The 17,863-nt window shown below is 54.8% G+C and carries 19 protein-coding genes; 6 read left to right on the top strand and 13 right to left on the bottom strand.

Going from position 1 to position 17,863, the window contains the following annotated elements; translation table 11 throughout:
- Nucleotides 1-87: 87 nt before the first annotated feature.
- The 13 genes from DWX58_RS13500 to DWX58_RS13440 form a co-directional block, all read right to left on the bottom strand.
- Nucleotides 88-468: a hypothetical protein gene (locus DWX58_RS13500; RefSeq protein WP_118644661.1), complete on the bottom strand. Its 381-nt coding sequence runs from the start codon at nucleotides 466-468 to the stop codon at nucleotides 88-90.
- 29 nt (nucleotides 469-497) lie between these two features.
- Nucleotides 498-1,253 carry an ABC transporter permease gene (locus tag DWX58_RS13495; RefSeq protein WP_118644659.1) on the bottom strand — a complete coding sequence of 252 codons (756 nt, stop codon included), beginning with the start codon at nucleotides 1,251-1,253 and terminating at the stop codon, nucleotides 498-500.
- Nucleotides 1,254-1,267: 14 nt separating this feature from the next.
- Complete coding sequence (locus tag DWX58_RS13490) at nucleotides 1,268-2,074, bottom strand: ABC transporter ATP-binding protein (RefSeq protein ID WP_118644657.1); 807 nt, start codon at nucleotides 2,072-2,074, stop codon at nucleotides 1,268-1,270.
- Nucleotides 2,075-2,089: 15 nt separating this feature from the next.
- Nucleotides 2,090-2,875: an ABC transporter permease subunit gene (locus DWX58_RS13485; protein WP_118644655.1), complete on the bottom strand. Its 786-nt coding sequence runs from the start codon at nucleotides 2,873-2,875 to the stop codon at nucleotides 2,090-2,092.
- Nucleotides 2,876-2,889: 14 nt separating this feature from the next.
- Nucleotides 2,890-3,678, bottom strand: a complete 789-nt coding sequence (locus DWX58_RS13480) for an ABC transporter ATP-binding protein (protein WP_118644653.1) — start codon at nucleotides 3,676-3,678, stop codon at nucleotides 2,890-2,892.
- Between the two features lie 59 nt (nucleotides 3,679-3,737).
- A complete protein-coding gene (locus DWX58_RS13475) occupies nucleotides 3,738-4,634 on the bottom strand; it encodes a sugar phosphate isomerase/epimerase family protein (RefSeq protein ID WP_199648847.1) in 897 nt (298 codons plus the stop codon).
- 24 nt (nucleotides 4,635-4,658) lie between these two features.
- Nucleotides 4,659-5,432 (bottom strand): DeoR/GlpR family DNA-binding transcription regulator, encoded by a 774-nt coding sequence (locus DWX58_RS13470; protein WP_118644651.1) that lies wholly within the window; start codon nucleotides 5,430-5,432, stop codon nucleotides 4,659-4,661.
- A 15-nt stretch (nucleotides 5,433-5,447) separates the two neighbouring features.
- Nucleotides 5,448-6,956 carry an FGGY-family carbohydrate kinase gene (locus DWX58_RS13465; protein WP_118644649.1) on the bottom strand — a complete coding sequence of 503 codons (1,509 nt, stop codon included), beginning with the start codon at nucleotides 6,954-6,956 and terminating at the stop codon, nucleotides 5,448-5,450.
- 27 nt (nucleotides 6,957-6,983) lie between these two features.
- Nucleotides 6,984-8,072, bottom strand: a complete 1,089-nt coding sequence (locus tag DWX58_RS13460; protein WP_118644647.1) for a M20/M25/M40 family metallo-hydrolase — start codon at nucleotides 8,070-8,072, stop codon at nucleotides 6,984-6,986.
- Nucleotides 8,073-8,078: 6 nt separating this feature from the next.
- Nucleotides 8,079-8,726 carry an HAD family hydrolase gene (locus DWX58_RS13455; RefSeq protein ID WP_118644645.1) on the bottom strand — a complete coding sequence of 216 codons (648 nt, stop codon included), beginning with the start codon at nucleotides 8,724-8,726 and terminating at the stop codon, nucleotides 8,079-8,081.
- A gap of 17 nt (nucleotides 8,727-8,743) precedes the next feature.
- Nucleotides 8,744-9,805 carry a hypothetical protein gene (locus DWX58_RS13450; RefSeq protein ID WP_243093515.1) on the bottom strand — a complete coding sequence of 354 codons (1,062 nt, stop codon included), beginning with the start codon at nucleotides 9,803-9,805 and terminating at the stop codon, nucleotides 8,744-8,746.
- Between the two features lie 227 nt (nucleotides 9,806-10,032).
- Entirely contained in the window at nucleotides 10,033-11,199 is a 1,167-nt protein-coding gene (locus DWX58_RS13445; protein WP_118644641.1) for an ABC transporter substrate-binding protein, read from the bottom strand.
- Between the two features lie 201 nt (nucleotides 11,200-11,400).
- Entirely contained in the window at nucleotides 11,401-12,303 is a 903-nt protein-coding gene (locus tag DWX58_RS13440; RefSeq protein ID WP_279229871.1) for an NAD(P)-dependent oxidoreductase, read from the bottom strand.
- A 313-nt stretch (nucleotides 12,304-12,616) separates the two neighbouring features.
- Here DWX58_RS13440 and DWX58_RS13435 point away from each other — a divergent pair, with 313 nt between their 5' ends.
- The 6 genes from DWX58_RS13435 to DWX58_RS13410 all read left to right on the top strand — a co-directional run bounded on the left by DWX58_RS13435 (nucleotide 12,617) and on the right by DWX58_RS13410 (nucleotide 17,846).
- A complete protein-coding gene (locus DWX58_RS13435) occupies nucleotides 12,617-13,420 on the top strand; it encodes a BtpA/SgcQ family protein (RefSeq protein ID WP_147382280.1) in 804 nt (267 codons plus the stop codon).
- Between the two features lie 124 nt (nucleotides 13,421-13,544).
- Nucleotides 13,545-14,201, top strand: coding sequence for a GDSL-type esterase/lipase family protein (locus DWX58_RS13430; protein ID WP_118644637.1), 657 nt, complete (start codon nucleotides 13,545-13,547; stop codon nucleotides 14,199-14,201).
- A 289-nt stretch (nucleotides 14,202-14,490) separates the two neighbouring features.
- Nucleotides 14,491-15,444 carry a DMT family transporter gene (locus tag DWX58_RS13425; protein ID WP_118644635.1) on the top strand — a complete coding sequence of 318 codons (954 nt, stop codon included), beginning with the start codon at nucleotides 14,491-14,493 and terminating at the stop codon, nucleotides 15,442-15,444.
- A gap of 109 nt (nucleotides 15,445-15,553) precedes the next feature.
- Entirely contained in the window at nucleotides 15,554-16,306 is a 753-nt protein-coding gene (locus DWX58_RS13420) for a cyclase family protein (RefSeq protein WP_118644633.1), read from the top strand.
- Nucleotides 16,307-16,518: 212 nt separating this feature from the next.
- Nucleotides 16,519-16,932, top strand: coding sequence for a ribonuclease Z (locus DWX58_RS13415; RefSeq protein WP_118644631.1), 414 nt, complete (start codon nucleotides 16,519-16,521; stop codon nucleotides 16,930-16,932).
- A complete protein-coding gene (locus DWX58_RS13410) occupies nucleotides 16,929-17,846 on the top strand; it encodes a DNA/RNA non-specific endonuclease (RefSeq protein ID WP_118644629.1) in 918 nt (305 codons plus the stop codon). Before DWX58_RS13415 ends, DWX58_RS13410 begins: the two co-directional genes overlap by 4 nt.
- The last annotated feature ends 17 nt before the right edge of the window (nucleotides 17,847-17,863 follow it).

Here is a 17,863-nt window from a genome sequence, read left to right as displayed (position 1 = left end):
CCCGGAAGTTCCGGCCCCCCCGCAGCTTTTTACGAAAAAATTCCCGTCTGATTTGAAATCAGACGGGAATTTTTTGCCATATAATGTCTAAGGCATGCGCTTGGCTCCGTAGGAGTCAACCCACTGAAGCAGCTCCATCATTTCAGCGTCGCTCCCCAGCTCGGACGGGTCGGCCTCACCTTCCCGCACGCGGTCATAAAAGAGAGAACCATACTCGGCAATCAAGGTGGGGACTGTTTCGTCCCCTTCCACCTGTGCCCAATAGCACAGCACCTTCAGCAGTGACACTAAATTTTCGTTGCTGGGATCTTCTTCAAACGTTTCCACAGCACATTCGGGCTGTATCCCGCTGAAGTCACCCAGAGAAAATGTCTGCTCCCCGCGGCTGGCCCTGGCGCCCAGAATTCCAGCCACCATGCATGCCGCCACGATCAGGAGAGAAAGTATGGTTGTCTTGCTTCGGTTCACAGGGTCTCCTCCTTGGGTTTGGCCGACGCTTACTCCTGCCAGCTTACGATCTTCTTCTGGAACAGTGCAATCAAGCCATACATAATGAGGCCGATCACCGTAACATAGAAGATGCAGGCAAAGGACTGGGTGGTCTGCAGATACTGGGAATACTTGATAATCTGAGAGCCCAGGCCGGTGTTGCCGGCATTGTACTCCACGCTGATACAGGTGGTGGTGGCAAAGATGGCCGCCAGACGCAGGCCGGTAATGATGTCGGTGGCCGCAGAGGGCAGAATCATCATCCGATAGGTCTGGAACCGGCTGGCTCCCACAGACTGCATCAACTCCCGCCGGATGGTGGGGACATTGTTAAAGCCCGTACACGCATTCATGTTGATGACAGCGAAGGACTGAATCACCACCGTGGTAATACGCATATTCATTCCGTAGCCCATGGCCAGCATCAGCAGAGGGATCAGGGAGATCAGCGGCGTGGTCACCAGGAAGGTGATGTAGGGAGACATTGCGGCATTGAGCAGAGGGAAGCTGGTAATCAATGTGGCAATCAGAAGGCCCACAGGAATGGCAATCAAAAATCCGATCAGCACACACTGAAGGGTTACCAGAAGGTGGGGCCAATAGTCCTGAAAGTCCACCACCATGGATTTGAAAATTTCCGACGGCATCGGAAGAAACCAGGCCGGAATTTCATTGATTCGACAAGCTGCTTCCCAAATGGCAAAAATCAGCAGAAACGAGGCGATGGGAGCCAGGATGCTGACCACTCTGTTTTTCACGTTCACGCTGCCGCACCTCCTCACTTAATCTTGCTCAAATCGATTTCGCCGATGTAGCTCTCCAGCTTCTGGCGGTACTCGATAAATTTGCTCTGTGTAATCATGGACAGCTCCCGGGGACGAGGCAGATCCAGCGTCACGGTCTCCACCAGATGACCGGGGTTGGTACCCATGACATAGACACGGGAGGAGAGCAGAACGGCTTCCTCAATGTTATGGGTAATAAAAATGATGGTCTTATTGGTCTTCTGCCAGATGTCCAGCAGCTCCATATTCATCTGCTCGCGGGTCAGCTCGTCCAGAGCACCGAAGGGCTCATCCATCAGCAGAATTTCCGGATCGTGGACCATGGCGCGAATTACGCCGGCCCGCTGGAGCATACCGCCGGAGATCTCGCTGGGGCGGGCATTGGCGTACTCCTCCAGCCCAACCATTTTCATCAGCTCGTCCACACGGTCTTCCCACTCTTTGCCCTTCAGGCCAAATACGCGAAGGGGAAGGGCTACGTTTTCCCGCACGGTGTACCAGGGCAGCATGTTGGGCTGCTGGAAAATAAAGCCCATCTTCCGAAGCACCTCAGGCGGCATTTTCTTCTTTCCGCCCAGGTTTACCTTGACTCCATCAATGAAGATGTCGCCCTCTGTGGTATCAATGATGCCGTCCAACATACGAATCAGAGTCGACTTGCCGCATCCCGAGGGGCCCAGAATGGAGATGAACTCACCGGCCTGAATCTCCATGGAGTAATCCTTAACGGCTACAATGGTCTGACTGCGGGTTTCAAATACCTTTGTTACATGATCAAACTTAATTTTTGGTGTCTGCACAGTGATTCACCCCCCTTACTTCTTCCAAAGTACAATCCGCTTTTCAATCAGTTCCACGATGGTATAAAGCGTAATTCCGATAAGTGCAATCAAAACGATACAGCCGTAGCTCTCTTCGAAGTTGCTGTACTTGGTAAACTTGATGATCCGGTCGCCCAGACCCATGCCGCGGCTGACAAAGTCCGCACTGACTGCGCCAATGGTGGAGAAAATACAGCCCAGCTTGATTCCAGTAAACACCTGAGGAAGGGCATTCATAAAGATGATGCTTACAAAGGTCTGCAGCTTTGTGGCACCCACGGAACGGGCCAGCTCCAGCTTCTCCTGCTCCACCCGGGTAAATCCGTTCAGCGTATTGAGACAGATGATGGGAGTCGCCTGAATGATCACGATGATAACGCGCAGGTTGGGGTCGGTTCCCAACCAAAGCGTCATCAGGGGAATCAAGGTAATCATCGGGGTAATAACCAGCCAGATTACCACAGGCTGCATGGCCTTTACCAGAATGTCAAACTGAGAAAACAGGGCGGCAAGCAAAATGCCCGACGGAATGGCAATGCAAAAACCGATGCAGATAATCTTCAGCGTAAACAGCAGGTCCGGCAGAATAATGGAAAAGCTGGCCGCCGTTTCGATGAGGATGTTGGTGGGTGTGGGCAGAACATAAGAGGGCACCTGGAACACACGCAGGCCAACTTCCAAACCTATGTAAATGAGAACCAGAACCACTAAAGGCGCGATTACCCGCTTCGGGTCCCGCTCTTTTTTCTTCTTTTTGGTGATTGGTTTACTTTGCGCCATGTTTGCGACCTCCCTTACAGCGTTGCCCGCACAATCTCATTGATTTGCCCGCGCAGCTCATTAAACCGTGCATCGTTGGCAATTTCATGATTGCGATGTTCCAGAGGAATATCTACCTTGATCTCGTGGGTAATGGTAGCGGGCTTATTGGAAAACACAAAAATACGGTTGGCCAGCAGAATTGCCTCGTCCACGTTGTTGGTCACCATAATCACGGTCTTCTGTGTCTTCTTCCAAATGTTCAAAATCTCATAGGACAGCATTTTACGGGTGATCGCATCCAATGCCCCCAGCGGCTGGTCCAGAATCAAAATGTCGGGATCGTGAACCAAGGCCCGCGCAATTCCTACGCGCTGCTTCATACCGCCGGACAGCTCATGGGGATATACCTTTTTATAGTCCAACAGGCCTACAATATCCAGCATCTCGTCAATCCGCTGCTCCCACTCCGGACCCTTCAGCTTCATGGTCTGGAGATTGAAGCGAAGATTGCCCTCCGCTGTGCGCCAGGGCAGCAAATTGTTGCTTTGGAATACAAAGCCGAACCGCTTGAGTTCCTCCCGGGGGATTTGCTGGCCGATGTCTTTTCCATGCAGCTCCATATTGCCGCTGGTGGCCCGCTCAATTCCTCCCAGGATCTTCAAAAAGGTGGACTTGCCGCAGCCGGAGTTTCCCAGAATAACGATAAACTCCTTCTCGTCAATGTCCATGCTGATGTCCTTAAGCACCTCCATATAATTATGGTCTTTCTCGCTGCCAAAGGACTTAGCGATGTGTTCAATGCGAAAGACTTTATTTTGCATACGTTTCCCTTCCTTCGGTGCCGCTCAATTTCCGACGGAGGGCCCTCCGCCGCCGCCGCTTACTTGCGGCGCAGAATACAATCCATGGACCCTGACGCGTTATAGATCATCTGCTGGGTGTAAAGCTTGTATGTGGGACACATTTCGGCGCTGGCCCAGCCTGTATAGCCGATGGCTTCAAAGGCGTCTACCACCTTCACCCAGTCCACATCACCGGCCAGGAGATCCACAAAACCAGCCAGGCCCTTGGCATCCCGCCGGAAATCTTTGAAATGGACCTTTTTGATCCGCTGTCCCAAAATCTTGATCCAGTGCTCCGGGTAACCATAGAGCACCATATTGCCCACGTCAAGGAACGCGCCCACGTAGTCCGACCCGATTTCATCCAAAAAAGTCCGGAATTCCATGGGGCTGAGCAGGAATTTATTCCAGATGTTTTCGATGCCGATGATGACTCCCTTTTCCTCTGCATAGGGAGCCAGCTCCTTCAGGGCCTGCTGGGAGCGCTCATACGCCACGTCGTAATCAATGATCTCGCTTCCGGCAAAGAAGGTAACATCGTTGGCGTCGGGCACAACGTCTTCCGGGCGGAAGTCCACGCCAACCGTGCCGGGACACACCAGGATACAGTCCACACCCAGCAGTGCAGCCATATCCAACTGCCGACGTACCACCTGCTTGGCCTGCTCCCGGATCTCCGGCGGGTTGGCGGTCAGGGAATACTGCCAATACAAGCCGGTAGCCAGGCTGCAGATTTCAATGCCGATTTCCTCTGCCATCTTTTTGACGGCCAGAATCTCCTCATCACTGCTGTGCAGTCCAAGAGGTCCGTCCTTAGCCATTGCCAGTTCAATTCCCTCAAACCCGGCGTCCTTGGCCAGACGCATACAGTCCTCCAGAGGCAAGCTCTGATCAAAGGACCAGATGTTGATTCCTTTCCGTATCTTTGAAGTCATTCCCCTTCCCCCTTATGTTCTGTCTTATGTTCTGCGGGCCGCCTGGATCACCTGAAGTCCGGCGTCCATCAAGACCTGCACGTCTTTGGGATCTGCCTCTGCATTTGTCACAACTACCTGGACATGATTGAGAGGACAAACATTTACCAATGTGGATTTTTTGAATTTGGAGGCATCACACAGCATAATGCACTGCTTGGCATTCTGGATGACTTCACGCTTAATGCGCACCTCGTCGATGCTGTAATCCATAAACCCGGACTCCACATCCACGGCATCCACAATCATAAATGCGGTATCCACCCGCAGCTCCCGCAGCATCTGCTCGGTAAAAAATCCGTACAGGGTTCGGCTGCCCTTTTTCAGCTGTCCGCCAGCCATGATCAAGCTGTTGTCGGTCCGCGTAACCTCCTGTGCCACATCCAGATCGTTGGTTAGCACCGTGAGCTGATGAAACCGGCCCAGTTTCGCCGCCAGCGCTCTTCCGGTGGTTCCCGCTCCAACATAGATCGTGGACCCCTCACGGACCAGCTCCACCGCGGCGGCGGCTACCAGCTCCTTTTCCTCCCGATTCAGCTCCCGCCGAAGATCGATGGGAATTTCCTCCTGCACGGTGCTGTGATAGGTCACCGCCCCGCCGTGGGTGCGCAGAAGGGACCGTTCCTCTTCCAGTGCAACCAGATCCCGCCGGATCGTTGCTTTGGACACCTGCGTCACGTCTGCCAGCTCATCCACGGTGGCGGCTCCCCGCTCATTGACATAGTCCAAGATCCGTCTATATCGTTCCGGCTTTAACATAGCTTCCTCCGCATCTTAATATTCGCTCATAATATCCCGCGTCTGAAGATAAAGTCGGTTATAACGGCTGCGATAAGGGGCATAGGTCTCATACAATTCTGCATTCGGCTTCACAGTACGGCTGATTTTAATGTGTTCCTGGACTTCCTCGGAATTCCGGTAGTGTCCGGTGGCCAGAGCAGCAATCAATGCATCTCCGTAAGCGGCACCGGTTTCTACCTGGGCAACATGCTGCTGCTTTCCGCTGATGTCCGAGACCGCCTGCAGCCAGGTGGGATTCTTCGTCCCGCCCCCTACTGCCATAACCTTTTTGGTCCCCATATGCAGGGCGTCAAAAATTTCAAAGTGCTGATTGATTCCATACCCCACGCCTTCCAGCAGCGCCTTGTAGATATGTCCTCTGGTGTGCTGAAGGCCCAGGCCGAAAATCATGCCCTTTGCCTTGGGATCGTTAATGGGAGTACGCTCTCCGGAGAAATAGGGAAGCACCACCAGTCCCTCGGATCCGGCGGGGATGCCCTGTGCCAGTTTGGCAATTTCTCCGTACACATTGGCTCCATCCTTGCGGGCTTGCTCATCCAGATCCAGCGCAAAGTTATCCCGGAACCAGTGCGTCAGCGTACCCGCACAACTCATGCCGGCGGCCACAGAATAGGTTCCCGGGAACAGATAAGGTCCCGCCCACAGGCGCTCGTCCTGTGTAAATTCCTTGACCACATGGATGATAAAAATGGAGGAACCGTACATGAGCATCATATCGCCCGGATTCAGCACGCCTACGCTGAACGCCTCAGCCGATGCATCCGCTGTTCCGGTGGTAACCGGGGTTCCTTCTGCCAGGCCGGTCTCCTGAGCCGCCTGCTTGGTAACAGTGCCCGCCACCTCGTGGCTCCAGAGGCACCGCGCCAGCTGGTCCCGTTTGCAGAAGAGGCTGGTATCCTCGACCCAATCCAACCGCTTCATATCATAAAGGGGCACCCAGGTGGCAGCGGTATAATGGTCGATTACAAACTCTCCGGTGAGTTTGGCCACCAGATAGGTGCTGCCGGTAATAAACTTATCCGCTCTGGCATACACCTCCGGCTCATGGTTCTTGATCCAAAGGACCTTGGCCGCAGCGGACTGCGTGGTCAGGGGCGTCCCGCAGCTCTGGAATATGGCATCCTTTCCATAGAGGTTCTCCAGGTACGCAATCTCCTCCACCGCCCGGCAGTCGATGCCGTACAAAATGGCCTTGCGCAGCGGGTTCAGCTGCTCATCCACCGGCAGGCAGCAGGGACCGATGGTGCTGCACCCCACACCGGCAATTTCCTTCGGGTCCACACCCGAATCAGCAATCAGCTGCTTGCTGATGGCACAAAACTCCCCCCACCAGGTCTTTTCCGCATCATGCTCCGCATAACCGGGATGGGGAATTTCCATTTCATGGCTGATGGCATGCTCGGCTACGATACGGGCCTGTTCATCTACCAATGCACCTTTGCTGCCAAACGTGCCAATGTCGATACCCATAAAGTATTTCATGCTCTGACCTCCCGCCCTTTTTTCGTTTTAATAGCGGTTAACCTGGAAATTCTCGTCGACCCGACGCATCATTCCCACACAAACCGTGGCCAGATCATCAATATCCCGTACGTCACAGACCTCCACGGGCGTATGAGTGTATCGGGCCGGGAATCCCATTTCCAGACACGCCACGCCTTTCCCCTCCAGCTGGATATAGGCCGAATCCGTCAGAATGCCAACAGAGGCAAAGCGCTGCAGGGGCTTGCCCAGCTCCTGAGCCGTACGCTTGGCCAAGCGGAACATGGGCTCATGGGCCAGCGTTCCGTTCAGTGTACCGCGGCCATGGAAGCTGTACAGATGGACACAGGGGCCCTGGCCCATCTTGTCTTCAAACTTGGTGGACAAGTCCTTGGTATCGCCGGCCAGGGTAACATCCAGAGAAATGGCCAGGTCAGGCTGCACCGTCCGGGCGGCCAGCATGGCGCCGCGGAGATTGAACTCCTCCCACACAGTTCCGACCAGATACACGTCACAGTTGGGCGGCTCCTCCTTGAACTGACGCGCCATTTCCACCAGGGCCGTACAGGCTCCCCGGTTATCGACGGCGGTTCCGCTCACCCGCGTGCCGCACAGCTCCTGGAAGGCAGGCTTATACACCACGGGGCAGCCCACATAGATGCCCATGGCGTGCACTTCCTCCGCACTGGTGGCTCCCACATCAATGAACAGAGAGGTCACCAGGTCCACCTTATACTTCTCCTCAGCCGGAGTCGCATGGTGCGCCTTGGGGCCGAACACGCCGGGATGCCAGGTGCCATCCTCGCCGCGAATCACCAGGGCCAGACCAGGCAGCACTTTCTCGGGAATACCGCCCAGGCGGTCCACCTGGATATAGCCGTCTTCTTCCACCTTCCGAACAATAAAGCCCAGCTGGTCCATGTGTCCGAACACCATTGCGCGGGGCAGAGAGGGATTCTTTCCGGGAACTTTTGCAATGACATTGCCGGCACGGTCAATGGTCACTTCCTCGCAATAGGCCTCCAAATGCTTCTTCAGCTTATAGGCCATCTCGCTTTCATACCCGCTGGGTGCAGAGGTAAGCATGAATTCCTTTAAAATATCTTTGCTGGACATTGTCGGTCACACTCCTTCATTCTCAATGATTTGAAGCAGTACCTGCTCCATTTCTTTATGGCTATACACATCATAATCGGCGCCCACCGCATCACGCGCTCCAAAGTCGTTCTGGATTGCAACGGTGATGCAGCCATTGGCCTTTCCGGAAGATACATCTTCCTCGCGGTCTCCCACCATGACCGCCCGGGACAAGTTCATTCTGCGCATCAGTTCCGGAATGGCAGCTTTCTTGTCATACCCAGGCGTTCGATGCCAGATATCCGAAAAATAGGATTTGATCTGGAATTTCTCCGTCAGAGCGGTCAGATAGCTCTCCTCTGCATTGGAGCAGATTGCCAGAGGAGCCCGCTGAGACAGGGTCTGGAGCATGTGGATGCAATCCGGTTCAATTCTCGCATAGCGGGAAATGGCCTCCGGCGCATGCCGCATGATCCCATCCAGCATCTGTCGGGCCAGGGCCTCGTCCTGTGTCTGAAGGATCCGCTTGCATGCATCGATCAGTCTGTCTCCTACGGTGCTGTTTGCCACATCCCGGGAAACGGGGGGCCGCCCCATATCCTCCAGCGCCATGTTGATGGCGTAGTAGTTGATATCTGTGGTCCCATAAAACAAGGTGCCGTCAAAATCGAAGAAAATACCAGTCTTGCTCATCGTCCAATGCTCCTCTCTCAGTAGCCCAGGCGGTCCTCAAAAATGACGACCTCAGTTTCTTCTCTCCAGCGGGCCTGGGTCTCCTTCCAGAGTTCATTCTGTTCAGCCTCGTAAAGCTGACTTTCCAGTGCTTCCTGCACATCTTCCAACGGACGCACCCCAGGTGCAAGCGTATCCGCCCAATACAAAAGGGCATATCCATAATCCATCTTCACCGGCTGGGAAGTCACCTGACCAAGTTCCGGAATCGACATGGCTGCCTGGTAGTAGTTCTCAGACAGACGCGTGGTTCCTTCCCCCACATAGTTATAGGTACTGCCGCTGCCCGGCTTATTTTCTTCCATCAGCTGCGCAAAATCTTCTCCGTTGGCCAGCCGTTTCTGGGCCTGGGCCACGTCACCCTGCTGCAGCTTCTCATACTCCAACTCCAAGATCTCCTCGTAGGAGTCACTCTCATCCGTATCATAGGATTTCATTTCGCGCAGCAGCTGTGTTACCTCAGAATCAAACTGAAGGTAGAGCTCCTGAATCACCCGATAGGACTCAGGAACGAAGACGACCGGCTTCCCAGCCAGCATGCTGGCCTCAAACGCCATGGAGTCATTGGAAAACTCCTCCTGCTGTTCCGACAACAGCTGCTCGTAGGCGTCCTCGATCTCCTGCTGAGTGGGACGTTCCGCCTGCGCTATGACCTGTTCTTTCAATTTGTTTACCAGCGCTGTCTGTCTGGCATTGGAAACCACTTCTTCTTCCTTCAGACCCGCAGTTTCGATTGCGGTCTGGACCATGGCCTCCAAGTCCTCCCCCTCCAGTTCCGGATAGGTGGACTCCACGGAACTCCGCGTGGATTCCAGCGTCTCTTCCCAGGCCTTCTGCGCCTCGGTTTCCTCCTCCGGAGTCAGCGTAATTCCATATTCATCTATTTTACAGTACAAAATCTGCTGTGTAATCAGATTCTCCAGGCTCTCCATTGCTGCAGTATGTAACTTCTCCTGCAGCTCCTGAGTGGTGAACTGATCCGACAACCCGCTGTACATCGCTTCCAAGGTTACCATATGCTCAGCCAATTGGCTGTACATAATATTCTGATCCCCCACCTGCGCAATCACTTCATCTTTCTGTGACTGGGCATCCTGGGAGGATTGCGCGCTGCCGGAATTCTGATTCTGACAGCCTGCGGTTAAAAGGAGTGCCGCGGTAAGAGCGATACAAAATAAATGTGACTTCATAATAAAAGATATCCTCTTTTGGGAAAACGCGGGGGCCGAAGCCCCCACGTTTTCTTTCAAACAACTATTGAATCGATTTACTCCGCTTCATAGCGGGCGGCAGTAGCCTGCCAGTCGTAAGCGTCAGCATCAGCCTCAACCTGGGCGCGATCCCAATCCAGATCGATAAACTCGTTGGTGAAGATATCCTCAACAGGAATCTCCTTGGTGATGATGCCGCTGTCCAGCATGGTCTGAACGTTCAGAGCCCACTTGTCCTCGTAGGAAATGCCGATGTTCTCCAGGAGCTTCTGCTCCTCCTCGCCGCCCTCGGGACCAAACATCTGATAGTTACGGCCTTCCTGTACGTACACGGCGGCCTTCCAGGTCACGTCGATGTTGGGCCACTGATCGCAGGAAACGGCAGCGGCAGCCTCGGGATTATACTTGGTGAAGTACATGCCCTTGCACAGAGCGCGGCAGAAGCCCTCGATCAGCTCGGGGTCGTTCTCGATGGTAGCAGTGTTGGTGATGATACCGCCGGAGCAGGTCTTCAGAACCTCGTTGCCGTCCAGATACTTGAAGTCATAGCCCTGGCCAATCAGCTGATAAGCCTCGCCGGGCCAAGTGAACAGCAGGTCCAGGGTGCCCTCAGCCACCTGCACGTAGCGGTTGTCGCCGGCCACCACGAACTCCAGATCCTCCTTGGGATCAATGCCGGCAGCAATCAGGGTGGGAGTAACCAGGGATTCCCAGGAAGCATCGCCCAGAGCCACGGTCAGCTTGCGGCCGTACTTGCTCTGTGCATCGGCAATGTCCTCAAAGGTCTGATAGGGGCTGTCATTCAGCACGCACAGGCCCCAGATGTTGATGGCGTCATAGGCACAGACAACCTTAATGGGCAGACCCTGCTCGATGGACTGCAGAGCCAGGGAGGGACCAGGAACGGCGAAGTCAGCCTGGCCGGTAGCAACCATCTTACAGTCAGTGGTACCGAAGGTCTCGATCATCTCCAGATCCAGGCCTTCCTCAGCCATGTAACCCATGTTCTGAGCAACCCAGAAGGGGGTGTCTTCCAGCACCTCAGCGGTACGGGCCAGACACATCTTAACAGTTCTCAGTTCCGTGTTCTCGCCAGAGGAAGAGGCTCCGGAGCCGCTGGGGGCGGAGCCGCTTCCGCTGCTGCCAGCGCTGTTATTGTTTCCACAAGAAGCCAGGCCGAGGATCAGAGCAGATGCGCAAATGATTGATAACAGTTTTTTCATATCTTTTCCTCCACTTTCCTAGATGTGTTTTTGTACATAAGACCGTCTCCGGTCGCTGTACCTATGGTGACATTTTACTAGTTTTTCAAGCAGAAGTCAATGGGGAATGCGTGATTTTGTTTTTTTGCGTTCATTTTGTTTGCTCGTATCGGAGCTTTCGCCCATCAGGTCCGGGCTTTTTAATCATTTTCAATCACATTTTTACTCTTTAAATCCGAACAAACGGTACATAGTTCGACCCATATCGGCAAATTCCAGGGGGTTTTCGGGGGTCTGGTCCCCCAGAGTAACCCGGGCCAGGTCCAGTGCACCGTCCAGCACAAAGCCGGGAACATTGCACTCCTCAAACAGCCGCTTCATATAGCTCAGATCTTTAATTCCGTTGTTCAGAGAGAAGCCGCACCAGTAGTCATGACTCACATAGCGCTTGCTGTAAAACTGAAAGACCCAGTTATCAAAAATTTCATTGTTCAATCCATCGTACACAGTCTTCTCATCCAGTCCGAACCGTTTCATCACCGGATACACCTGTGCAAACATAGCCGCCTGGGAGAGGGAGCAATAATTGACCGCCAGCTTCATCAAATGCCCGTTGCCGCTGGGACCAATGTAGCGCTTGGCGTGGGTGATGGCATCCAGAAGATCACCCACCTGTTCGTAGATTTCTTCCTCTCCGCCCACGACTGCCAGCAGATCGCCGGATTCTGCCTCTTCCGGTCCGGCCAGCATGGGCGAATCCAACATATGTCCGCCGGCTTCTTTGACCTGCTGAGCCAGCTTCTGTGTGGAAAGGGGGTAGCTGGTGGAGGTATCCATCAGAATTTTCCCTTCCATTCCCGCCTCGAGAAGTTGGGCAACCACCTTCTCCACGATGTTGGAATTGGGAAGGGAGAGGAAAATTACCTCACTGTTTTTCCCAACCTGCTCTACGGAATCGGCAATTTCTGCCTCGCCCCGAAATGCCTCAGCCGCCGCAGCGCTGGTGTCGAACACAGTGAGAGAATGACCAGCCCGAATTAAGTTCCTGCACATCCCCCGGCCCATGTTGCCCAGGCCAATAAACCCAACGCGCTTGCTCATCTTGTACTGACTCCTTTCTTCCATCCCGATGCTTTGCGGGACATTTCTACCTGCAGTATAGCTCATGCCACACTAGTGTGTCAATGCAAAAATGCGTGATTTTTCATAATTTTGAATCATTTTGAGTCCTCGCTTTGTTTTGAGAAACAAACAGATCAAAATTAATCAAATATACTCATTTTTTCGGTTGACAACCCATCACGCATATGCTATGGTTACTTTAAGGAGAACAATCCGGCCGCTGGAAATCTCCCCTTATATCAAGGTCGGCTGTTCTGAATTGTGTGGAAGGACTGAAGGGATTTCAGTTCAAGAAGTTTTAAGGAGGAAGTCACTGATGGACTGGATTAAAGAAACCTTTGGCACTCACAAGCCTATTGTCGCTATGTGCCATGTGCGTGCTCTGCCCGGCGATCCTTATTTTGATGCGGATGGCGGAATGGAAAAGGTTGTGGAGATGGCTCGGGCCGAGTTCCTTGCCCTTCAGGAGGGCGGCGTTGACGCGGTCATGTTCTCCAATGAGTTCAGCCTGCCCTATCTGACCAAGGTGGAGCCCGTGACCACCGCCTGTATGGCCCGTGTCATCGGCGAACTGAAGAGTGAGATCAAGATCCCCTTCGGCGTAAATATGCTGTGGGATCCCTATGCCTCTCTGGATCTGGCTGCTGCCACCGGCGCCAAGTTCATTCGCGAAATCATGTCCGGCGTATACGCCTCTGATTACGGCCTTTGGGACACCGATCCCGGCGCTATTGTGCGTCACCAGATGCGCCTTGGCCTGAAGGATGTAAAGCTGCTCTGGAACATCGTTCCCGAGGCCGCCAAATATCTGGCCGACCGTCCCATCGAGCAGATCGCCAAAACCACCGTGTTCAACAACCGGCCTGACGTCATCTGTGTTTCCGGCATCACTGCCGGTGCCGCCACCGACACCGACATTCTGGCCCGCGTAAAGAATACCATTCCCGAAACGGCCGTCTTTGCCAACACCGGCTGCAAGGTCAATACAATTGAAAAGATTCTGTCCATTGCTGACGGCGCCGTAGTCGGCACCACCTTTAAGAAGGATGGTCTGTTCGACAACCACGTGGAACTGGACCGGGTCAAGGAGTTTATGGACAAGGTACACAGCATCCGCTGAAACCGTTAAGACAGCCATTACAAGAAAAGGGAGCATAGTTCTATGCTCCCTTTTCCCCTTATCCCCTGTTTTACCTATCGCAGTTGCTTCTGCATAGAAATCAAGTCAGGAAAGGAGCCGTTTTATGAAACACATACTCTGCTTTGGAGATTCCAACACCTGGGGCTACGACTATACCACATACGATCCCGCCCTTGGTTCCGGACAGAGAATGGCCTTCCACGAGCGCTGGCCCGGCATTGTCCAGAACCTTCTGGGGCCGGATTACCGCATCATCGAAGATGCCCTCAACGCCCGCACCAACATGGTCGAGGACCCCTATTTCCCTCACCGCCTCGGTCTGGCCAGTCTGGAGACCGCTTTGGATGCGCAGGCTCCGCTGGATCTGGTCATCCTTCAAATGGGCGTCAACGAACTGAAGCACATGTTCAATCTCTCCGCCGGCATGATCGCGTTCGGTATGGAAAAGCTGGTCATTGCCGCCCAGCAGTCCTACTACAACTACCCCGCTCCCAAGGTCCTTCTGATTGCACCCGCTCCTGTAAAAGAGAACATTGCGGACATGATTTTCGGCTTCAGCTACGGACCTCTGGCGTATGAAAAGAGCGTACAGCTGGGCGCCCTGTATCGGGATATTGCTCAGCGCTATGGCTGCGGCTTCCTGGACTGCAGCGAAATGGATTTCGAGATCAACGAGTTGGACGGTCTGCATTATTCCAAGGCCGACCATGCCAAGTTGGGAAATGCCGTGGCCGCAAAGGTCTGGGAAATGCTCGGATAATTCCGTTTTGCCCCAGATTCAATTCATTCTTGTGTACCAACAGCAGAGGCAACGATCTTTTCGTTGTCTCTGCTGTTTTGATTTGCTCACTTTTGCAGTCCCACAATTCTGCCAAAGCCCAAAATTCATAAATACTCCTTGCCCCGCCCCACGCCGCTTATTGAATTTTCTTCCCACATTCGCTACAATAATAATGTGGAAGGATCCACTGTTTCGGGTCACCACAGCGCACTTATCCGCTGCAGCTGTATATATAATTGAGAACATCCGGAAGAAGGCGTCACGTTCCATGAAGAAAGGCTATCTCTACATCGCGGTGGCGGTGATTTTGTTTAGCTCTTTTGAGGTGGTCCTGAAGTTTATCGCCGGTCAGATTAACTCGGTCCAGCTCACCCTGGCCCGGTTCTCCATCGGCTTTTTGTTTCTCCTGCCCCTGGCGCTGCACACCCTGAAAAAGCGGCAGAAGCACCTGGATGCCAAACCCCTTGGCTACTTTGCCCTGCTTGGGCTCACCGGCATCGCCCTGAGCATGCCCATTCTCCATCTGGCCGTGAACTACACGGACTCCGCTGTGGTGGCCGTACTCTTCAGCTGCAACCCGGTTTTTGTCACCTTTTTGGCCTTTTTTGTGCTGGGCGAGCCCATTCTGCGGCGCAATGTCGCCGCTCTGATTCTGGAGATTGCCGGCACCATCGCCATTATCAGCCCGTTCCACACCCGGCTCAACCTGTGGGGCGTCTTTCTCGCTCTGCTCTCCACCCTGCTCTTTTCCGTTTACGGAGTCATGGGCAAGAAGAAGTGTGCGGAATATGGCGGTGCCGTGGTGACCTGCTTTAGCTTCCTATTCGGCAGCCTCATCGTGCTGGTCTTTATCCTCATCACCCACATTCCGGCGGTGGCCCAGGCGCTCATCGACGCCCAGCTGCCCGCCTTTTCCAACATTCCCATTTTTGCAGGCTATACTCTGGAAAACCTCCCCTACGTATTGTTTGTCTCTGCCGGTGTGGCCGGAATTGGCTTCTGCGCTTACTTTTTGGCCATGGAGTACCAGCCTGCCAGCGTGGTCTCCCTGGTCTACTTCTTCAAGCCGGCCCTGTCCCCCGTTCTGGCCTGGCTGCTCCACGGAGAGGTCGTCTCCCCCAACATGCTGCTGGGCATTGTGCTCATTGTGGCGGGCTCTCTGTGCTCCATCATCCCCGGCATCCTGGAAGCCAAGGGGCATCGCCCCTCTGCCCTGGAATGAACGGTCTATTTCTGTCCCTTGCGAAGAGGGCACAGGAATGGTATGATACTGGTAATTCCCCGCGGCCTCAAGGGCCGCTTCATCTCAAGGATAAAAGGAGGACCCTGATATGTACGAGCTTTGGAACGCACTGGAAAAGGCCCGCCAGTACCGGTGGGTGGACCTGTCCCACTCTCTGAACAACGACAGCCCCTATTGGGCGGGGATCCCCGACGGCTCGGTGGAGCTGTCCAAAACTGTCTACGACTGGGGCAACCCCATGCTGGACTGTCTCATTCAGACCTTCAAGTTCCCCGGCCAGTTCGGCACCCACATCGACTTCCCCGGCCACTTTGTGCCCGATGGCAAGCTGTCCCAGGCCTACGGCGTACAGCAGCTGGTCTTCCCTCTGTGCGTGGTGGACGTCTCGGAAAAGGTGAAGGAGGATGTTCACTATGCGGTCACGATGCAGGACATTCAGGACTATGAGGCCAAATATGGCCCCATCCCTGACGGAGCCTTTGTGGCTCTCCGCACCGACTGGGGCCAGCGCTGGCCCAGTATGGACGCCCTGTCCAACTTCGACGCCGAGGGCGGCGAGCACTGCCCCGGCTGGTCCATGGAGGCGCTGAAGTACCTCTATGAGGTACGTTCTGCCGCCGCCAACGGCCACGAGACCATTGACACGGACGCCTCCGCCCTGGCTGCCGCCGCCGGCGACCTGGCCTGTGAGCGGTACGTGCTCGCTCAGGGCAAGCTGCAGGTGGAGCTCCTCTGCAATCTGGACCAGGTGGCTCCCGCCGGAGCGGTGGTGGTGGTCTCCTACCCCAACATCGAGGGTGCCACCGGCCTGCCTGCCCGTGTGTGGGCCATTACTCCCTGATCGTCCACACCCCTTGACTTAGTTTTTTCCCAGAGCAGCCCCACGCTGTGGGGCTGCTCTTTTCTTCGGTCCAGCTTTTGTGTCTCACAGTCCCTATCGGCTTTGCAGAAAAGTCCGGTTTATGGAACCCCTTTTCTGACAAAATACATGGCATCAGAGCAAAAAGTCCGGCAGACAGGTCTGTCCGCCGGGAAAGAACAGGAGGAGTTCCTATGATTGCAGCACTGTGTGTGGATGATCGGGGCGGCGTTTCCTTCAATGGCCGGCGTCAGAGCCAGGACCGCGCCCTCCGCCGCAAGCTGATGGCGCAGGCAGGCTCCCGTCCGGTCTGGATGAGCGCCTATTCCGCCGGGCAGTTTGAGCCGGAGTATGCGGGACAGATCCGGATTGCGGAGGACTTTTTGCTGCGGGCCGGTCCGGGTGAATTCTGCTTTTTGGAGCTCCAGTCCCTGCTGGACTGCGAGGACAAGCTGGAGCAGGTCATTCTGTTTCGCTGGAACCGTCTGTACCCCGCCGACACCTTTCTGGATCTGCCCCTGGCCCAGCACGGCTGGCACGTGACAGAGCGTCAGGATTTTTCCGGCTTTTCCCATGACACGATTACTCAGGAGGTCTATGTAAGATGAAACACGCAATTGCGGCCCGTTTGCTGGCCCTGGTTCTTCTCCTCTCCCTGCTGACTGGCTGCAGCGGTCTCTCCCCTTCCGCCTCCTCTCAGGCAGATTCCGGCGTTTCGGGCAGTTCGTTCTCCTCCGGCGAGTCCTTTCAGCTCTCCGATGTCCCGGCCTACTCCGGCCAACCCTACGTTTCCATCCATGACAACGTCCCCTATTTCACCACGGCCGACCTGTCCTCCGACTCCTTTGAGACTTACGGCCAGCGGGACAGCCTGGGCCGCTGTACCGCCGCCTATGCCTGTGTAGGGCAGGACCTGATGCCCACCGAGGACCGGGGCAGCATCGGGCAGGTGAAGCCCACCGGATGGCACACCGTGAAATATGACTGCGTGGACGGGAAATACCTCTACAATCGCTGCCACCTCATCGGGTTCCAGCTCACAGGTGAGAACGCCAACGAGGACAACCTCATCACCGGAACCCGCTACCTCAACACCGAGGGCATGCTTCCCTTTGAAAACCTCACTGCCGACTACATCAAGGAGACCGGGAACCACGTGGCTTATCGGGTGACCCCCGTCTTCCAGGGGGACAACCTTTTGGCCAGCGGAGTTTTGATGGAGGGCTGGTCCGTGGAGGACGAGGGAGCCGGCGTCTGCTTCTGCGTGTACGTCTACAATGTACAGCCAGGGGTGGAGATCGACTACGCCACCGGAGAGAGCTGGCTGAGTGGGACCGACCGTCCGGACAGTTCCCAGGACAGCCAGCAGAGCTATGTACTCAACACCAGTTCTCAGAAGTTCCATCTCCCCTCTTGCTCCGGTGTAGAGAGCATGTCCCCCTCCAACCGGCAGGACTATACCGGCAGCCGGGAGGATCTGATCGCCCAGGGCTACTCCCCCTGCGGCATCTGCAAGCCCTGAATATTGAAACGTTTCTA

It is taken from the genome of Pseudoflavonifractor sp. AF19-9AC (assembly GCF_003478995.1).
Lineage (GTDB): Bacteria > Bacillota > Clostridia > Oscillospirales > Oscillospiraceae > Lawsonibacter.
The sequence above is the reverse complement of the archived record's forward strand: the minus strand, read 5'-3'. Positions and strand labels throughout refer to the sequence as shown.

What these genes read in the sequence shown, in the direction of transcription:
- DWX58_RS13485 (WP_118644655.1), bottom strand. Translation starts at nt 2,875, where the DNA reads ATGGCGCAAAGTAAACCAATCACCAAAAAGAAGAAAAAAGAGCGGGAC.
- DWX58_RS13480 (WP_118644653.1), bottom strand. Translation starts at nt 3,678, where the DNA reads ATGCAAAATAAAGTCTTTCGCATTGAACACATCGCTAAGTCCTTTGGC.
- DWX58_RS13475 (WP_199648847.1), bottom strand. Translation starts at nt 4,634, where the DNA reads ATGACTTCAAAGATACGGAAAGGAATCAACATCTGGTCCTTTGATCAG.
- DWX58_RS13470 (WP_118644651.1), bottom strand. Translation starts at nt 5,432, where the DNA reads ATGTTAAAGCCGGAACGATATAGACGGATCTTGGACTATGTCAATGAG.
- DWX58_RS13465 (WP_118644649.1), bottom strand. Translation starts at nt 6,956, where the DNA reads ATGAAATACTTTATGGGTATCGACATTGGCACGTTTGGCAGCAAAGGT.
- DWX58_RS13460 (WP_118644647.1), bottom strand. Translation starts at nt 8,072, where the DNA reads ATGTCCAGCAAAGATATTTTAAAGGAATTCATGCTTACCTCTGCACCC.
- DWX58_RS13455 (WP_118644645.1), bottom strand. Translation starts at nt 8,726, where the DNA reads ATGAGCAAGACTGGTATTTTCTTCGATTTTGACGGCACCTTGTTTTAT.
- DWX58_RS13450 (WP_243093515.1), bottom strand. Translation starts at nt 9,805, where the DNA reads ATGTACAGCCAATTGGCTGAGCATATGGTAACCTTGGAAGCGATGTAC.
- DWX58_RS13445 (WP_118644641.1), bottom strand. Translation starts at nt 11,199, where the DNA reads ATGAAAAAACTGTTATCAATCATTTGCGCATCTGCTCTGATCCTCGGC.
- DWX58_RS13440 (WP_279229871.1), bottom strand. Translation starts at nt 12,303, where the DNA reads ATGGAAGAAAGGAGTCAGTACAAGATGAGCAAGCGCGTTGGGTTTATT.
- DWX58_RS13435 (WP_147382280.1), top strand. Translation starts at nt 12,617, where the DNA reads ATGGACTGGATTAAAGAAACCTTTGGCACTCACAAGCCTATTGTCGCT.
- DWX58_RS13430 (WP_118644637.1), top strand. Translation starts at nt 13,545, where the DNA reads ATGAAACACATACTCTGCTTTGGAGATTCCAACACCTGGGGCTACGAC.
- DWX58_RS13425 (WP_118644635.1), top strand. Translation starts at nt 14,491, where the DNA reads ATGAAGAAAGGCTATCTCTACATCGCGGTGGCGGTGATTTTGTTTAGC.
- DWX58_RS13420 (WP_118644633.1), top strand. Translation starts at nt 15,554, where the DNA reads ATGTACGAGCTTTGGAACGCACTGGAAAAGGCCCGCCAGTACCGGTGG.
- DWX58_RS13415 (WP_118644631.1), top strand. Translation starts at nt 16,519, where the DNA reads ATGATTGCAGCACTGTGTGTGGATGATCGGGGCGGCGTTTCCTTCAAT.
- DWX58_RS13410 (WP_118644629.1), top strand. Translation starts at nt 16,929, where the DNA reads ATGAAACACGCAATTGCGGCCCGTTTGCTGGCCCTGGTTCTTCTCCTC.